The organism is Streptomyces roseus (assembly GCF_001044425.1).
GTDB classification, from domain to species: domain Bacteria; phylum Actinomycetota; class Actinomycetes; order Streptomycetales; family Streptomycetaceae; genus Streptomyces; species Streptomyces roseus.
The window spans coordinates 38,827-55,351 of the sequence record NZ_LFML01000008.1; the positions used below are offsets into that span (position 1 = coordinate 38,827).

The following is a 16,525-nucleotide window of genomic DNA, read 5'->3' on the forward strand; positions in this document are numbered from 1 at the left end:
CTCCCCGGGCAGAGGTCAGGGGGCGGGCGGCGGATCGACCAGCCGCCCGCCCTCGACCAGCATCCCGGCCCGCTTGATGTTGCGCAGGGTCGGGATCACCTCCACGTGCCGTATGCCGGGGACCGCGCCGATCCGCTCGGTCAGGTAGGTGTAAAGCGCGTCGGTGTCCCGGCACACCACCGCGGCCATCAGGTTGGCCGTCCCCGTCACCGCGGCCGCGAACGGCACCTCCGGATGGCCGGCCAGCGCGGCCCCCGCCTCCGCCAGCCGGGCCGGGGCCGCGGTCAGCAGGAGCGTCGCCTCGGCGTCGAAGCCCAGGGCCGAGGGGACGAGCTCCAGGTCGAAGTAGAGCGCGCGGAGCTCCCGCAGCCGGTCCAGGCGCCGGCGCGCGGTGGACTCCGACAGACCGGAGGCCCGGGCCAGCTCCGGATAGCCGGCCCGGCCGTCCTGCGCCAGCACCGCGAGCATCGCCTGCTCGGCCTCGTCCAGGGCGTACCGCTCCTGCTCCTGCCCGTGCACCACGGGCGGCCTGGCCGTGGCCTGCCCCAGCGCCTCGACCTGGTCGGGCCGCAGCACGTCCAGGCCGCACCACCCCGACGGGCCGCCGTAGTACACCCGCAGGATGGTGTGGGCGCTGACCCCGGTCACCCGGCGGGTGCGCGGGAGCTTGTCCAGCAGCAGCCCGTCGCGGTCCTGCCGGGTCCTGGCCTTGGTCAGGCAGTTGATCTCGGTGCCGCCGGAGCCGAGCTTCACCCAGGAGATGTCCGGCCGCCGGGCCAGCGCCCCGGCCACCGAGAGCGCGGCGTCCGGCGCGCACTGCACCCGCAGCCAGGATTCGAAGAGCCCGACGCGATTGCCCAGCGGGAGCCCGATCACCCGGAGCAGCCCCGAGGTCCGCAGCCGGCGGTAGCGGCGCACCACCGTCTGGTCGGAGACCTCCAGCACCTCGGCGATCTTGCTGAAGGCGGCCCGCCCGTCGATCATCAGGGCCTCCATCAGGCCCCGGTCGAGCTCGTCCGGCTGTACGGGTGTCGTCATGGTTTCCATCATGACAGGACGCGTGATGGGGGAAATCCGGCAGGCGCAGGGGTCTGGGTGGGGGCTCGGTCGCCCGGCTGGGATTTTGGAACCACCGCCTTCCCCCTGAACAACCCTCTCGTCCATCCCCTGCCGGACCTCCGGGTCCCGAGGAGTTCCTCCATGCGTAAATGGCTCCCGCTCACCGCGGTGTGCCTCGGGGCGTTCATGCTCCTGGTCGACGTCACGATCGTGATGGTCGCCCTGCCCGACATGGCCGCCGACATGCACACCTCCTTCTCCGGTCTCCAGTGGGTCATCGACGGCTACGCCCTGGCCCTCGCCGCGCTCCTGCTCGGCGCCGGTTCCCTCGCCGACCGGATCGGCCGCCGCCGGGTCTACCTCGCGGGGCTCGGGATCTTCGCCGCCGCCTCGCTCGCCTGCGGGCTGGCCGGCGGCCCGGCCGCGCTGATCGCGTTCCGCGCCGTCCAGGGCATCGGCGGCGCCGCGATGTTCGCGACCACCATGGCCCTGCTGAGCAGTGCCTACCAGGGCCGCGACCGCGGGGTCGCCTTCGGCGTCTGGGGCGCGGTCAACGGCGCCGCCGCCGCGGCCGGCCCGATCCTGGGCGGCCTGCTCACGCAGCACTTCGGCTGGCGCTGGATCTTCTTCATCAACCTCCCCGTCTGCGCCCTGGCCGTGTACGTGACCTGCCGGTCGGTCGCCGAGTCCCGCGACCCCCGCGCCAAGGGCCTCGACCTGCCCGGCATGGCCGCCTTCACCACGGGGGCCGCGGCCGTCACGTACGCGCTGATCCGCGTCGGCGAGGACGGCTGGACCGGAGCCCCCACCCTCGCCCTGTTCGGCCTCGGCGTGGCCGCCTTCGCCGCCTTCGTCCTCGTCGAACTGCGCAGCCCCCGCCCGATGCTGGACCTCTCGCTGTTCCGCAGCCGCTCCTTCGTCGGCGTGATGGCCGGGGCTCTGCTGCTGTCCGGGGCTGCCTTCTCGTACCTGATGTACGTCTCCCTGTGGCTGCAGTCCGCGCAGGGGATGGGGCCGGTCTCCGCCGGCCTGGTGCTGGTGCCGCTGAGCATCTCCTCGTTCGCCGTCTCCGCGGCGGCCGGGCGGCTGCTGCACGGGGCTCCGGCGCGGCTGACCATCGGCGGCGGGCTGCTGCTGATCGGAGCGGGCGCGCTGCTCCAGGCCTGGATGACGGACGCGGGCGACGGCTGGTCCGTCCTGGTCCCGGGACTGGTGGTGACCGGGCTCGGCGTGGGCATGGCGACCCCGGCCCTGGCGGCCGCCGCGATGGGCGCCGTGGCCCCGGCCCGGGCGGGCATGGCCGGCGGCGCCCTGAACACCGCGCGGCAGCTGGGCATGGCGCTCGGTGTCGCGGTGCTCGGCGCGGTCTTCCAGGCCGGGCTGCGGGACGGGCTCGGCGGCTCCGGCCAGGGGCGCGGCGCGGCCGAGGCGCTGGCCTCGGGGCGGGCCGGTCAGCTGCTGGCGTCGGGTCCGGCGGCCAGGGTCTGGGTGGAGCGGGCCTTCGCGAGCGGGCTGCGGGAGACGTTCCTGGTCTCGGGGCTGATGGGGCTGGCGGGCGCGCTGCTGGTGCTGGTGCTCGTCCGTACGAAGGAGCAGGCTCCCGCGCAGGCGCAGATGCCGGCGCAGAGCCATGCCGTGGCGCCGGCCGGGGCGGCGGCGGCCCCGGTTCCCCGTCCGGCCACCGGGGGCTCCTCGGCATCCGAACGCGCATCCGCGTAGGGGGCGGCGGGCGGGGCCGTGCGGGTGAAAGTGGTCGGGCCGGCAGGGTGAACCTTCGCACGTGCAGGGCATGGCGCAGCGCGTCGGCGTGGAATACCGCTCTCGCCCCTGCCTGCCGGGTGCCACCGGCGCGGCACCCTGTGCCCACAGAAACGGACTGCCCCATGCGTCTTCGCCAGACCGCCGTCGCGTTCCTCGGCGCCCTCACCCTCGTCCTGCCCGCCGCCGGCCCCTCGCTGGCCGGAGGCCACGACGACCTCGGCCGCCTGCAATACATCATCGACAACGACGAGCGTGCGCAGATCCGCCCGGCGGACAACGACACGTGCTACGAACTGACGGGCACTTCGCGCGGCCGCCCGGCCACGGCCGTGCACAACGGCACCGAGTCGCGGGCCCTGCTCTACCCGGACTTCGGCTGCGGCGGCCGGGTGGAACGAGAGCTCCAGCCCGGCGACACGGTGTACGACGTCGACGTCCGCTCGGTGACGTTCGTGCCGGTCCGCAGCCACCACGACGACTGCCACGACGGCTTCCGCCGGGGCGGTTGCGGCGATGAGCGCTGGGACGACGACGACCTCCGCTCCGCCTTCCGCAACCACGGCTGACCTCAGGGTCCGCCGACCACGGGGGGCCCGCCCCCCCCGGGAAGGCCGGGCCCCACGGTCGTCAGCGCGCTCCGGGCGCCGGCCACCGCACCACGTCCGCCGCCGTGTAAGGGGACGCGTCCGGGGAGAGCCTCGGCAGGAACGACAGGTCCTTGCCGATCGTCACCAGCGGTGGTTCCGCCCGCCCGCCCGGCCGCCGCTGTGCCAGGCCGATCGTGGCCAGCAGGCCGTTGCACAGGCACAGCCGCCCCCGCGTGTCGCACCGTCAGGGTGCCGGCGTGCGCCCGGTCCAGGAGCTCCTCGCGCAGCGCACGCGCGATCCCCGACTCCGCGATCCGCGTCACACAGGGTTCGCAGCGCGCCAGCCGGTCGGCGAGGGCAGGGATCTGACCGGGGACTCCCGCGCCCACGAGCACGTGGTCGACGCCTGCCAGGATCGCGCCGAACATCGCCGGGGCGGTGGCGAGCTGGATCTTCTCCAGACAGTTGACTCCGACGACACCATCGTGTTCCCTCCTTGGCGAGCCAGACCTCGGCGAAGTTTCCGAGGACGGTGAGGACTTCCGCCGGAGCGCCGCCGGCGGCGCGCAGCCGCGGGGTGGTCCGCATCCGGGCACCAGGATCCTCGCCGAGGCCGTCCGGGCGGAAGTGGCAGTCGAGCGCTGTCTGCGCGAGTTCCGGGAGCGGGAAGGCGGCCGGCGCGCGGCGTGCGTGCCCGCCGGGCGGCGGGTCGCCCAGCCCCCACGGTTGCGTAGGTCCGGTGCGCGGGGGCCGTCGACGGCGGCCGAAGGTCCCCGCTCGCAGGGGCGCAGGTCCCGTACGGCAGGGGCGCATGGAACAGGGCCGCCCGGGAGGGTCTCTCCCGGACGGCCCCGCGTTTTCAGTGGGTCAGCCGTGTGGCCTCACCCGCCTGCCCCGGTGGGTCAGAAGGTGAGCTTCCAGCTGTCGATCTTGCCGGTGTCCAGCGTGGCGGCGTCACGGACCCGGAGCTTCCAGGTGCCCTGGGCGACCTCGGAGGAGGCGTTCACCGTGAACTGCTGGATGATGTTGTCCGCGCTGCCGCCGGTGCGGTTGCGCAGGTTGTAGACGGAGCCGTCGGGGGCGACGAGGTCGACCACCAGGTCACCGACGTAGGTGTGGATGATGTTCACGTCCACCTTGAGGGCGCTCGGGGCGTTGCCCGTGCGGGTCACGACGATCGGGGACTCGACGGTCGAGTTGTCGGCGATCGCGTAGTCGTTCGTGTTCTCGAACACGTTCTGCTGGGACGTGCCGACGGTCCAGGTGAAGGACGTCGTGCCCGTCTTGCTCTGCGAGTCGGTCACCGTCACGGTCACGTTGGACGTGCCCGCGGTGGTGGCCGTGCCCGAGATCAGACCGGTCGAGGAGTTGATCGACAGGCCGGCCGGCAGGCCGGTCGCCGCGTAGCTGAGCGCGCCCGGGTTGGTGCTGGTCGCCTGGACCTGGAGGCTCACAGCGGTGTTGACCTGGGTGGTCTGGTTGGCGATCGGGGTCACCGAGACGCCGGAGACGATGCGCGCGCCGACGTTGATGCCGGCCCAGGCGTTGGCCACGTTGTTGTACGTGGTCGAGCCCTGGCCGTACAGGTCGGCGGCGGCCTGGAGGGTCGCCGTACGGGCGGCCGCGTAGTTGGTGTTCGACTTGAAGTAGCCCACCGTCAGCGCGCGGAACCAGATCTTCGCGGCGGCGTCACGGCCGATCGCGGTGACCGGGAGGTTGTCCGAGGTCGGCGAGTTGTAGCTCACGCCGTTGATGACCTTGGCGCCGGAGCCCTCGGACATCAGGTAGTAGACGTGGTTGGCCGGGCCCGAGGAGTAGTGGACGTCGATGCTGCCGATGCCCGAGTACCACGCGTCCTTGGAGCCGCCGTCCTTGCTCGGCTTGTCCATGTAGCGCAGCGGGGTGCCGTCACCGTTGATGTCGATCTTCTCGCCGACCAGGTAGTCGCCGACGTCCTGCGGGTTGTTGGCGTAGAACTCGACGTTCGCCGCCATGATGTCGGAGGTCGCCTCGTTCAGACCGCCGGGCTCACCGCTGTAGGTCATGTTGCCGGTGACCGAGGTGAGGCCGTGGGTCATCTCGTGGGCGGCCACGTCGATGGACGTCAGCGGGTGCGTGTTGCTCGTACCGTCGCCGTACGTCATGCAGAAGCAGGAGTCGTCCCAGAACGCGTTCACGTACGCGTTGCCGTAGTGGACCCGGCTGTACGGGGCCACGCCGTCGTTGCGCAGGCCGTTGCGGCCGTGCACGTTCTTGTAGTAGTCCCACGTCAGCTGTGCGCCGTAGTGCGCGTCGGCACCGGCGGTCGCGCGGTTGGACGCGGCGCCGTTGCCCCACACGTCGGTCGTGTTGGTGAAGAGGCTGCCGGTGCCGGAGCTGCCGCCGTTGAGGTCGTACGTCTTGTGGTTGCCGCGCCCGGCGTCGGTCAGCGTGTAGTTGCTGCCCGACTGGGAGGTGCCCAGCGTGACCTGACCGCTGTACATGGTGTTGCCGGTGCCGGTCTCGATGGCCTGCCACTGGGTGATCTTCGCGCCGGTCTTGGCGTCGGTGACCACGTGCAGTTCGCTCGGGGTGCCGTCGTCCTGGAGGCCGCCGACGACGGTCTCCCAAGCGAGGACGGGGGCGCCTTCGGCGGCCCAGATCACCTTGCGGGCGCTCTTGGACGCCTTGGCGTCCTTGGAGCCGGCGGCGTTGGCCGCGGAGACGGCCTGGCCCTCGGCACCCGCCGGGGTCACGGTCGCCGTGGTGTCCGCGACCTTGATCTCGTGGTTGGTGGCCTTGGTGATGCTCTTGGTGACGCCGCCCTTGGCGTGGACCGTCAGGTCGCCGCCGAGCACGGGGAGTCCGCCGTAGGTGCGCTCGTACGTGGTGTGCGTGGTGCCGTCGGCGTCCTTGACGACATCGCGTACGACCAGCTTCTCCTGCTCGCCGAGGCCGAGGGCCTTGGCCGCCTGGACGGTGGTCGAGTTGGCGTCGGCTATGAGCGTCGCACGCTCGGACGCGCTGAGACTGACGGCGGCCGCGCCCGGGTTGGGCTGAACCGCGTTGCGTGCCTGCGACGCGGTGGCGTCGGCGGAGGCGGTGCCGGCCTGGATGCCGACGGCGAGCAGTGCGGCGGCGGCGACGAGGGCGCCGGCCGCGCTGGCACGCCTGTGGGGGGTGTGACTCAACGCAGACTCCTTCTGCAAGGGAGTTCCGGACGGCTGGGTGGGCCTCCGGGCAGTGCAGGCTGGTGCGTAGAACGGATCGAAGAGTGCCAGCTGTCGGCACTGATGTCAGGGTCGCGTCAAAAGGTTGGCTGGAAACGGTTCGTTGACCGATGTGACGCATCCGGTATCCGGACCATTCACCTTCGTGTGCGAAAGAGGGGTTCGATATCTGGAACGGTTGGTACCGGTTGCTAACACTTGCGCAACAAGAGGTCTCGTTCGCGCAATCGGCATTTGTCGTACGGGCGTTTGTCGTACTGTTTCCCGGTGCGCCAGTTGTCCGAAGCCAGGGGAAGCCACGGGCACGCGCCACTGTCATAGACCACGTGCCAGGGGGGCCCATGAGGCATGTCCATTTTCCTGCGCAAAGACTGGCCGGAGCGGCGGCTGCGGCGGCGGGGCTCGCAGCGGCCCCGGTGAGGCGGATCGGCGACAAGGCCCGCTGGTACCTGCCCGCCGCCGTCACGGCCGACTTCATCGGCGCCGCGGTCCCCGTGGGGCTGGTCTTCCATGCGGCGCAGCAGGTCCGGCCGGTGTACTGCGCCCTCGGCGCGGCGCTGGCGTGGACCGGCGTGCAGGCGGTGCGCCGCCGCTACGCCGCCCGCGCGCTCGGAGAATCGCGCGGAGTGCTGCCCGTGCTGCACGACTGGCTGATTCTCATCGGTGTCCTGGCCGTCGCCCGTGTGGTGACCGGCGAGAGCACCCCGCGGCTGTCCGCGCTCGGCGCTCTGCTCCCCGCCCTCCTCGTCACCGTGGCCTGCCACAAACTGACCTACCGCCACCTGTCGGCGGCCCGCCGCGAGGCGCACGCCGTCAGCCGGGTCCTGGTGGTCGGCGAGCCCGGCGCGGCCGGGGCCGTCATCGAGCACCTGGCCGCGCGCACCGACCACCCGTACGTGGTGGTCGGCGTGGTGCCGGTCGGCGCCGGCCCGCTCGAAGGCGGGGTGCCCGTCGCGGCCCGGCTCGACGAGCGCGCGCCCGAGGCCCCGAACGCGGACTCCGCCGCCGTGCTCGGCGCCGTCCGCAGCCACCACGCCGACCTGGTCCTGGTCGCCCCCGGCGCCCGGATCACCGGGGCGCGGCTGCGCAAGGTCGCCTGGGCGCTGCACGACGCGGGGCTGGAACTCGCCGTCTTCCCCGGGCTCGTCGAGGTATCCGTCAAGCGGCTGGAAACCCTGTCCGCGGGCGGGCTCGCCGTGCTGAGGGTGGCGCCGCCGGTGAGCCGGGGCGTACAGACCCTGCTCAAGTCGGTCCTCGACCGGGCCGGGGCCGGCATCGGCCTGCTCCTGCTCTCGCCGGTCTTCCTCGGCATCGTCCTGGCGATCCGGCTCGGCTCGCGCGGCCCGGCGTTCTACCGCCAGCAGCGCATCGGGCGCGACGGGGTCCCGTTCACCATGTGGAAGTTCCGCACCATGGTCGTCGACGCGGACCGGCTGAAGGACGAGCTGTCCGGGGCCAACGAGAACGACGGCCTGATGTTCAAGATCCGCCGCGACCCCCGGGTGACGCGGGTGGGCCGGCTGCTGCGCCGCACCTCCATGGACGAACTGCCCCAGCTGCTGAACGTGCTGGGCGGTCAGATGTCACTGGTCGGCCCGCGCCCGCCGCTGCCGGAGGAGGTGGCCCGGTACGACGAGGTCGAGCTGCGCCGGCTCACCGTCCGGCCGGGCATGACCGGGCTGTGGCAGATCAGCGGACGCTCCGACCTCTCCTGGGACGAAACGATCCAGCTCGACCTCCAGTACGTGGACAACTGGTCCTTCACCAGCGACGTCGACGTCATGGGCCGTACCCTCCGCGCCGTCGTCGACGGCCGCGGAGCGTACTAGGAGGTCCTCGGTACGTGTGCTCAGCCCTGCTCGCGCCACCACCGGTAGGTGGCGGCGATCCCGTCCCGCAGCCCGATCTCCGGCTTCCAGCCCAGCGAGGTCAGGCGCGTGACGTCCAGGAGCTTGCGCGGCGTGCCGTCGGGCTTGGACGTGTCCCAGGCGAGCCGGCCGCGGAAGCCGGTCACCTCGGCGACCGTCTCGGCGAGGGCCTTGATGGTCAGGTCCTCGCCGCAGCCGATGTTGACCGGCTCGTCCCCGTCGTAGCCGCCGAGCAGCACCGCGCACGCGGCCGCCAGGTCGTCCACGTGCAGGAACTCGCGGCGCGGGGTGCCGCTGCCCCACAGCGTCACCTCCTCGCGGCCCTCGGCGGAGGCCTCGTGGAAGCGCCGGATCAGGGCGGGCAGCACGTGCGAGCTCTCCAGGTCGAAGTTGTCGCCCGGGCCGTAGAGGTTCGTCGGCATCGCCGAGATGTACGAGGCCCCGTACTGCTTGCGGTACGACTGCACCTGGACGATGCCGGCGATCTTCGCCAGGGCGTACGCCTCGTTGGTCGGCTCCAGCGGCCCCGTCAGCAGGGCGTCCTCGCTGATGGGCTGCGGGGCCAGCTTCGGGTAGATGCAGGAGGAGCCCAGGAACAGCAGCCGGCCGACCCCGGCGGCGTGCGCGCCGCCGATGACGCTGAGCTGGATCTTGAGGTTGTCCTCCAGGAACTGCACCGGATACGTGCTGTTGGCCATGATCCCGCCGACCTTGGCGGCCGCCAGCACGACGGCGTCGGGGCGGACGTCCTTCAGGTACGCACCCGTGGCGGCCGCGTCGCGCAGGTCGAGGTCGGCGCGGCCCCGGGTGAGCACCTCGTGGCCGTCGGCCGTGAGCCGGCGGGCGACCGCGGAGCCCACGAGGCCGCGGTGGCCCGCGACGAAGACGCGGGCGTTCGGGGGCAGGAGCGGCAGCGAACTTGTCATACCGCCGATGATGCCAGCCCGCGTCCGCGAGGAGCGGGCGAGGTCCGCCCCCGCCGCCGGCGCCCGCCCCGGCAGGCCCGGGCCCGCGACGGTCCGGCGCGCCGGAATCCGCCCGAAGGGGGGCGGTGCGGGGCCGTGTACGGTACGCATCCAGCCCCTCGGGCCCCGAGGCCCCGCCTCACCAGAACAGACCGCTACGACCCCCAGGGGGACCCAGATGGGCAAGACCGCACTGATAACCGGCGTCACCGGGCAGGACGGCTCGTACCTCTCCGAGCTGCTGCTCTCCAAGGGCTACACGGTGCACGGCCTGGTGCGGCGCTCCTCCAGCTTCAACACCGAGCGGATCGACCACATCTACCAGGACCCGCAGACCGCCAACCGGTCCTTCGTCCTGCACCACGCCGACCTTTCCGACGGCGTGGCGCTCGTGAACCTGCTCCGCGAGATCCGGCCCGACGAGGTCTACAACCTCGGCGCCCAGTCGCACGTCCGCGTCTCCTTCGACGCGCCCCTCTACACGGGTGACGTGACCGGCCTCGGCGCCCTGCGGCTTCTGGAGGCCATCCGCGCCAGCGGTGTGGACACCCGGATCTACCAGGCCTCGTCCTCGGAGATGTTCGGCGCCACCCCGCCCCCGCAGAACGAGAAGACCCCGTTCCACCCGCGCAGCCCGTACGGCGCCGCGAAGGTGTTCGCGTACTGGACCACGGTGAACTACCGCGAGGCGTACGACATGTTCGCCGTCAACGGGATCCTGTTCAACCACGAGTCCCCGCGGCGCGGCGAGACCTTCGTGACCCGCAAGATCACCCGCGCGGTCGCCCGGATCAAGGCCGGTCTCCAGGACCACCTCTACCTCGGCAACCTCGACGCGGTGCGCGACTGGGGCTACGCGCCCGAGTACGTGGACGCCATGTGGCGGATGCTCCAGCAGGACGAGCCGACCGACTACGTCGTCGCCACGGGCGTGGCCGCCACGGTCCGGGAGTTCGTGGAGTCCTCCTTCGCCCACGCCGGCCTCGACTGGGCGGAGCACGTGCGCTACGACCCCAAGTACGAGCGCCCGAGCGAGGTCGACGCCCTCATCGGCGACGCCTCCAAGGCCAACGAACTGCTTGGCTGGAAGCCGACGGTGCTCGTGGCCGAGCTGGCGCAGATCATGGTCGACGCGGACATCCGGCAGGTCGAGGACCAGCTGGCGGGCGCGACGATCCGGATCGACCGCTGAAGGCCTTATCTTTCCCTTACGATTTGCCGTGTCCCGGTCATCTCCACTGGTACCGCTGAGTGTGACCGGGGCAAACCCGCCGTATGTCCGCTGCGCCCCCTCCAACCTGAACCGTTCATTCCAAGTTGGTATGCAAAGGGTCAAGGGGGGTGACCAGGTTCTCGCTGGAGCCCTAGTCTGCGCCAGTACATATGGCTGTTCGGATAGTTCCAGCCATCAAACCGGGCGATTGCCCTGGGGGGCTCATGCGTAGATCCAGAGGGCTGACTGCTGCCCTCGTCCTGTCACTGGCCGGCGCCGGCACCGGCATAGGTCTGGTGCTGATGCCCGAGGCGTCCGCCATCACGCCTCCCGTGGCATTCACCGCCGACGAACTGCCCACCTGGCAGCCCAACGGCATCGTCTTCGCGACGGCCGAGGCGAACGGCACGGTCTTCGCCGGCGGCACCTTCTCCGCCGTCCGCCCGCCCGACGGGGCCAGCGGCGCGGAGCAGGAAGCGGTCAACTTCGTCGCGCTCGACGCCGCGACGGGCAATCCGACCTCGTGCAAGCTCGCCTTCACCACCGGCGACGGCAGCGCGACGGTGCGTGCCCTGGAAGTCTCCAAGGACAAGAAGACCCTGTACGCGGGCGGCTACTTCGGCGCCGTCAACGGCACCCCGGTCTCCAGCATGGCCGCGATCGACATCGCGACCTGCACCCCCAAGGCCGCCTTCCACCCGGGCTTCCCCGCCACCGTGCGCGGACTCGCCGTCACCGACGACACCGTGTACGCGGCCGGCGACTTCGGCACCGTCGAGGGCCAGACCCGCGAGCGGTTCGCCGCCGTGGACGCGGGCTCCGGCGCCCTGAAGCCCTTCACCGCCAACGCCGACGAGCCGGGCCGCGCGATCGAGGTCACCCCGGACGGCAAGAACGTCCTGCTGGGCGGCGACTTCTTCGACATCAACGGCAAGAGCACGCACGCCCTGGCCGTCGTCAACGCCACCACGGGCGCGGTCGCCAAGACGTACAGCAACATCCCGTCGAACTCGGTGGTCAAGGACATCGCCACCGACGCGACCGGCTTCTACACCGGCAACGAGGGCTCGGGCGGCGGCGTCTTCGACGGCCGCATCGGCCTGAACCTCAGCGACTTCAGCGAGAAGTGGCGCGACCGCTGCCTCGGCGCGACCCAGGCCGTCCTGCCCTACGACGGCGTGCTCTACAGCGCCTCGCACGCGCACGACTGCTCGCTGGAGGGCCAGTTCCCCGACGGCAAGCGCAACTTCTTCAACGCGCAGCTGACCAACTACGAAGGCGCCGCCCCCGCGCCCGTGGACGGTTTCGTGCGCAGCCCGCGCAAGCTCGGCTGGCACCCCACCGCCAACGACGGCATCGGCGAGGGCATCGGCCCGCGCACGCTGACCATCGCCGAGAAGAGCGGCGTCAAGTACCTGTGGTCCGGCGGTGAGTTCACCACCATCAACGGCAAGCCGCAGCAGGCGCTCACCCGCTTCGCCTCCACCGGCGACGTCGGCGCCCCGACCACCCCGGTCGCGAGCGCCGGCAGCGTCAAGCCGGACGAGGTCCAGGTCCGCTGGCGCACCAGCTACGACGCCGATGACAGCAAGCTGACGTACCGCATCTACCGCAACGGCTCCTCCAGCCCCATCGCCACCGTCACCGCCGAGTCCCTGGAGTGGCTGCGCCCGCAGGCCTCCTGGACCGACACCACGGTCAAGGCCGGCCAGTCGTACACCTACCGCGTGACGGCCACCGACGCGGCGGGCAACACCAGCGCCCTGTCGGCCAACGCCGCGGTCACGGTCCCCAGCTCGGTCCAGTCCTACCCGGACCAGGTCCGCGCCGACGGCGCCACCCTGTACTGGCGCTACGACGACGTCGTCAGCCCGTACGTGGCCGACTCCTCGGTCGCCGGCAACACCAGCGGCGTCCAGCTCAACGCCCCGGCCCTGCGCCAGGCGCCCGGCGCGATCAGCGGCGCCAGCACGGCGATGGGCTTCAACGGCACCAGCCAGCAGGTCTACAGCGACCACCGCCAGACGGTGGGCAGCGCCTACTCGATCGAGACGTGGTTCAAGACCAACACCACGCGCGGCGGCAAGCTGGTCGGCTTCGGCAGCAACACGGACCGCTCCAGCGGCTCGTACGACAAGCAGATCTACATGACCAACAGCGGTCGCCTGGTCTTCGGCATCAGCAACGGTTCGGCGCGCACCATCAGCACCGGCCTGTTCGACACGTACAACGACAACAAGTGGCACCACGTCGTCGGCACCCTGGGTGCGAGCGGCATGGAGCTGATCGTCGACGGCCAGAGCAAGGGCACGCAGAGCGTCTCCAACCCGGTCTCCTACGAGGGCTTCTGGCACGTCGGCGGGGACAACCTCAGCGGCTGGCCGACCAAGCCGACGAGCAACTTCTTCGCCGGCCAGCTCGACGAGACGGCCATCTACCCGAAGGCGCTCACCGCGGCCCAGGCCAAGAAGCACTACGACCTGGCCAAGGCGCCCTCCGACACGGTCTCCAAGGTCTCCGCGACCGAGGACACCTACGTCAACCAGGGCGCCCCGAGCGCCGCCAACGGCGCGGCCACCTCGCTGGCCGTGCGCGGCACCTCGGAGTACCAGACGTACCTGCGCTTCAACCTGCCGGCCGCGCCGGCCGGGCAGGTCCTGAAGTCCGCCTCGCTCCAGATCAAGACGTCGACGCAGGCGAACGCCGGTACGACCGACAAGATCTCCGTGGTCCCGGTCACCGGTACCTGGAGCGGCGCGACCACCACCTTCAACGCCAAGCCCGCACTCGGCGCCACCGAGCTCGGCTCGTTCGCGAGCGTGCCGGACGGCTCGGCGATCCAGAGCACCGCGCTGGACACCGCCGCGCTCACCCCGGTGCTGGGCACCGGCTACAGCATGGCCCTGACGAGCACGGGCACCGACCCGCTGTGGATCTGGTCCATGGAGGCGACTGCCGCGGACGCCGCTCCGCAGCTGGTCCTCACGTTCGGCCCGAAGTAAGTATCCGCCTGACGGACGCGGGGCCCGGCACGCACGACCGCCGGGCCCCGCGCTCCACCCCCGAGTTCCGCCGGTCAACCGGCACGTGACACAGGAGCCCAGAGATGTACCGACGCTCCGCCGCGGCTGCTGTTCTGCTGGCCGCGGCTCTGACCCTGACCGCCTGCGGCTCGGGCGGCGAAGGCAAGGCCGACGCAGAGGCGGCGAAGCCGAAGCCGCCGGCCGTGTCGTCGGTCCCGGATCCGGCGGACGCCCCGGCCGCGCCCGCCTCGCCCGACGCGAAGCCGACCGGTCCGGTCCTGCCGGACTCGAAGCTCATCCCGAAGACGGGCAGCTTCAAGGCGAACGAGAAGCAGTACCTGAGCGGGCGCGTCCCGGAGAAGATGGACCCGGCGGCCGTCCTGCAGACCGGCCAGGAGTCCTGCCAGCGGGTGGAGCGCACCGCGAAGCGCGACAAGGACGCGGCGACCGGGGCCATCGTCGCCGGGGAGATCCCGGGGGCGAAGGACGCGATCACGTACCTGTGCCCGGAGCAGAAGCCGATCCTGGACGCGGCGTCGAAGGGCTTCCCCGACGGGACCCGCACCTCGCCCGCGGCGGGTACGTACCGGGCGCTGACCCAGGCCACGAACTGCACCTGGGAGGCGAAGGGCAAGGACGGCGCGGTCCTGGCCTCGGGCCCCGAAGCCCCCGTGAAGGCGGGCGACAAGATCACGGCCGCGATCCCGGCGGGCACGGCCACGTTCACGTCGGCGGGCTGCTACGCCTGGATCCCCGCCTGACGGCCCCCGCACAGGACGAGACGCCGCCCCCAGCCCGAACTCCGGGCCGGGGGCGGCGTTTTCGCGTGCGCATCCCGGGTAGCCGCGCGGTCAGACGAACCACGACTGCGGAGGCGAATGACATGGGAGGCATCGGCGGCTGCATCGCGCTGATCGTGGTGGGGGCCATCCTCACCTTCGCGACGGACTGGAAGATGGACAGCGTCAATCTCGACGTCGTCGGGCTGATCATGATGGCGGCGGGCGCGATCGGCCTCGCCGTGTACGCGAGCGTCTTCAAGCGCCGGCGCGCGGCGGCCCTGCCGGTGGTGGACGAGACCCACCGGGAACTGTGACCGGCAGGGTCCGCGGGACTGCCCCCACGGACTTCTGAGGACGCCTCCGGCCCGTCAGCGCAGGACCTTTCCGTAGACGGACAGGAGGGTGTCCAGGACGGCGTCCATGGAGAACGCGGCCGCGGCCAGTTCGCGGGCCGCCGCGCCGGCCTTGGCATTGGTCCCGGGGTCCAGGAGGTCGAGGACGGCCGCCGCGACACCCGCCGGACCCGGCGTGACCGCCCGCCCGGCGCCCGCGGACGCGATGTCGCTGGCCAGGCCGTTGGAGTGCGTGACCACCGTGGGGACGCCGACCGACAGGGCTTCCAGCACCGACATCGGGAACGGCTCGTCCACCGAGGGCAGGACGTAGACGTGCGCCCGGCGCAGCTCCGCCTGGACCTCGGCGGTGGACAGCGCGCCCGGCACCGTGAACCGCCCCTCCAGTCCCAGCTCCGAGACGCGCACCCGCACCGCCCCCAGTTCTCCCTCGTCCGGGCCGGCCACCACGAAGTGGGCCTGCGGGTGCACCGCAAGGACCGCCGGGGCCGCGTCCACGAAGTCCACCGGGCGCTTGCGGGCCTGCAGGCGCGCCGAGTAGAGGATGCGCGGGGGACCGGCCGGAGCCGGCCGCTCCGCCTGCGCGGGCGTGCCGTTCACCAGGCGGACGGCGCCCGCCAGCGGGCCGCCCACCACCGCGTCCAGGGCCTCGCGTTCATGCGGGGTCAGGTACAGCACCGCGTCCGCGCCGCGCAGCAGCCTGCGTACGGCCACCGCGTCGAGCACCTTGGCCAGCAGCTTCCCGCTCGGGTCCACCATCCCGTGGGTCTGGAGCACCAGCGGCTTGCCGGCCCGCAGCGCGGCGAGGGCCACCGGCAGGGTCACGAGGTCCCGCGCCAGGTGGACGTGGACCACGTCCGCGTCCCGGACCAGCCGGCCCGCCGAGGCCAGCAGGGCCGGCGAGGTCATCCCGCTGAAGCCCAGTGGCAGGATGCGGCGGGCCGGGAACAGCTTCGCCGGAACTCCCTCCACCGAGGTCGGCCACGGGTCCGGGAAGCCCTCGCCGAGCGCCAGCAGCCGCGCCTCGTGGCCGCGGGCCCGCAGCCCCCCGGCCAGGTTGAGCGCGACCCGGACCGGGCCGCCGAACGCGTGGGAGGGGGAGTGGAGCGTGACGGCGTGCAGGACTCTCACTTGGGCTCCTCGACCGGGCGGCGCTGCCCGTCCATCGTCTGCAGCGTCAGTGCAGGAAGGTTTCTGTGCACCACGGATCCGGCACCCGCCACCGCGCAGCGGCCCACCGTGACCCCGGCCAGCACGGTCGCCCGTACGGCCACCCACGCACCGTCCTCGATGACGATCGGGGCGTTGCGGTAGCGGAAGTCGGCGGCCCGGTGGTCGTGCGAACCGGTGCAGAGCAAGGCCTCCTGCGAGACGCAGACGTTCGCCCCGATGGTCACCGGCTCCAGGTTCAGCAGCCAGGCGCCCTCGCCGATCCACGTGTGGTCGCCCACGGTGAGCTTCCACGGCCACAGCACCCGTACCCGGTGCCGGATCAGCACCCCCTCGCCGATCTGCGCGCCGAACGCGCGCAGCAGCGCCACCCGCAGCCGGGCCGGGCAGAACCACGCCATGAACAGCGTGTTCATCACGGCGAACCAGAGCGCCTGCGTCAGCAGGCCGCGCCCTTTGTCGTATCCGGCCAGCGTGAAGGCAGGAAGATCACGCAACTGTCGCCCCTCATCGTGCGCCGCGGGCTCGTCGCCCT

The 16,525-nt window shown here is 72.0% G+C and carries 12 protein-coding genes; 7 read left to right on the plus strand and 5 right to left on the minus strand.

Going from position 1 to position 16,525, the window contains the following annotated elements:
• Window positions 1–15: 15 nt before the first annotated feature.
• Window positions 16–1,038 (minus strand): Lrp/AsnC family transcriptional regulator, encoded by a 1,023-nt coding sequence (locus ACS04_RS01995; protein ID WP_245236243.1) that lies wholly within the window; start codon window positions 1,036–1,038, stop codon window positions 16–18.
• A 162-nt stretch (window positions 1,039–1,200) separates the two neighbouring features.
• On the opposite strand from ACS04_RS01995, the gene ACS04_RS02000 reads away from it, so the two are divergent.
• On the plus strand, window positions 1,201–2,778 hold the full coding sequence (locus ACS04_RS02000) for an MFS transporter (protein ID WP_078864354.1): 1,578 nt from the start codon (window positions 1,201–1,203) through the stop codon (window positions 2,776–2,778).
• Window positions 2,779–2,942: 164 nt separating this feature from the next.
• Window positions 2,943–3,386 carry a hypothetical protein gene (locus ACS04_RS02005; protein WP_048474709.1) on the plus strand — a complete coding sequence of 148 codons (444 nt, stop codon included), beginning with the start codon at window positions 2,943–2,945 and terminating at the stop codon, window positions 3,384–3,386.
• A 923-nt stretch (window positions 3,387–4,309) separates the two neighbouring features.
• Here the strand turns inward: ACS04_RS02005 and ACS04_RS02010 are convergent.
• Window positions 4,310–6,577: a M4 family metallopeptidase gene (locus ACS04_RS02010; RefSeq protein WP_048474710.1), complete on the minus strand. Its 2,268-nt coding sequence runs from the start codon at window positions 6,575–6,577 to the stop codon at window positions 4,310–4,312.
• A gap of 380 nt (window positions 6,578–6,957) precedes the next feature.
• On the opposite strand from ACS04_RS02010, the gene ACS04_RS02015 reads away from it, so the two are divergent.
• Window positions 6,958–8,445 carry a sugar transferase gene (locus ACS04_RS02015; protein WP_078864355.1) on the plus strand — a complete coding sequence of 496 codons (1,488 nt, stop codon included), beginning with the start codon at window positions 6,958–6,960 and terminating at the stop codon, window positions 8,443–8,445.
• A 20-nt stretch (window positions 8,446–8,465) separates the two neighbouring features.
• Here the strand turns inward: ACS04_RS02015 and ACS04_RS02020 are convergent, their stop codons facing one another.
• Entirely contained in the window at window positions 8,466–9,410 is a 945-nt protein-coding gene (locus tag ACS04_RS02020; RefSeq protein ID WP_048474762.1) for a GDP-L-fucose synthase family protein, read from the minus strand.
• Window positions 9,411–9,627: 217 nt separating this feature from the next.
• Between ACS04_RS02020 and gmd the strand changes: the two genes are divergently transcribed.
• The 4 genes from gmd (at window position 9,628) to ACS04_RS02040 (ending at window position 14,781) form a co-directional block, all read left to right on the plus strand.
• Window positions 9,628–10,641, plus strand: coding sequence for a GDP-mannose 4,6-dehydratase (gene gmd / locus ACS04_RS02025; RefSeq protein WP_048474711.1), 1,014 nt, complete (start codon window positions 9,628–9,630; stop codon window positions 10,639–10,641).
• 245 nt (window positions 10,642–10,886) lie between these two features.
• A complete protein-coding gene (locus ACS04_RS02030) occupies window positions 10,887–13,664 on the plus strand; it encodes a CBM96 family carbohydrate-binding protein (protein ID WP_048474712.1) in 2,778 nt (925 codons plus the stop codon).
• Window positions 13,665–13,768: 104 nt separating this feature from the next.
• Window positions 13,769–14,446, plus strand: a complete 678-nt coding sequence (locus tag ACS04_RS02035) for a hypothetical protein (RefSeq protein WP_048474713.1) — start codon at window positions 13,769–13,771, stop codon at window positions 14,444–14,446.
• Between the two features lie 122 nt (window positions 14,447–14,568).
• Window positions 14,569–14,781 (plus strand): DUF6458 family protein, encoded by a 213-nt coding sequence (locus ACS04_RS02040; protein WP_048474714.1) that lies wholly within the window; start codon window positions 14,569–14,571, stop codon window positions 14,779–14,781.
• A gap of 54 nt (window positions 14,782–14,835) precedes the next feature.
• On the opposite strand, the gene ACS04_RS02045 is transcribed toward ACS04_RS02040, so the two are convergent.
• Together ACS04_RS02045 and ACS04_RS02050 are read right to left on the minus strand one after the other, a co-directional pair.
• Window positions 14,836–15,951: a glycosyltransferase gene (locus ACS04_RS02045; protein ID WP_048474715.1), complete on the minus strand. Its 1,116-nt coding sequence runs from the start codon at window positions 15,949–15,951 to the stop codon at window positions 14,836–14,838.
• Window positions 15,948–16,487 carry a WcaF family extracellular polysaccharide biosynthesis acetyltransferase gene (locus ACS04_RS02050; protein ID WP_048474716.1) on the minus strand — a complete coding sequence of 180 codons (540 nt, stop codon included), beginning with the start codon at window positions 16,485–16,487 and terminating at the stop codon, window positions 15,948–15,950. The genes ACS04_RS02045 and ACS04_RS02050 overlap by 4 nt, the downstream gene beginning before the upstream one ends.
• Window positions 16,488–16,525: the final 38 nt, after the last annotated feature.

Excerpts from the sequence above, each read along its gene's own strand:
- ACS04_RS01995 (WP_245236243.1), bottom strand. The coding sequence starts at position 1,038 with ATGACGACACCCGTACAGCCGGACGAGCTCGACCGGGGCCTGATGGAG.
- ACS04_RS02000 (WP_078864354.1), top strand. The coding sequence starts at position 1,201 with ATGCGTAAATGGCTCCCGCTCACCGCGGTGTGCCTCGGGGCGTTCATG.
- ACS04_RS02005 (WP_048474709.1), top strand. The coding sequence starts at position 2,943 with ATGCGTCTTCGCCAGACCGCCGTCGCGTTCCTCGGCGCCCTCACCCTC.
- ACS04_RS02015 (WP_078864355.1), top strand. The coding sequence starts at position 6,958 with ATGAGGCATGTCCATTTTCCTGCGCAAAGACTGGCCGGAGCGGCGGCT.
- ACS04_RS02020 (WP_048474762.1), bottom strand. The coding sequence starts at position 9,410 with ATGACAAGTTCGCTGCCGCTCCTGCCCCCGAACGCCCGCGTCTTCGTC.
- gmd (WP_048474711.1), top strand. The coding sequence starts at position 9,628 with ATGGGCAAGACCGCACTGATAACCGGCGTCACCGGGCAGGACGGCTCG.
- ACS04_RS02030 (WP_048474712.1), top strand. The coding sequence starts at position 10,887 with ATGCGTAGATCCAGAGGGCTGACTGCTGCCCTCGTCCTGTCACTGGCC.
- ACS04_RS02035 (WP_048474713.1), top strand. The coding sequence starts at position 13,769 with ATGTACCGACGCTCCGCCGCGGCTGCTGTTCTGCTGGCCGCGGCTCTG.
- ACS04_RS02040 (WP_048474714.1), top strand. The coding sequence starts at position 14,569 with ATGGGAGGCATCGGCGGCTGCATCGCGCTGATCGTGGTGGGGGCCATC.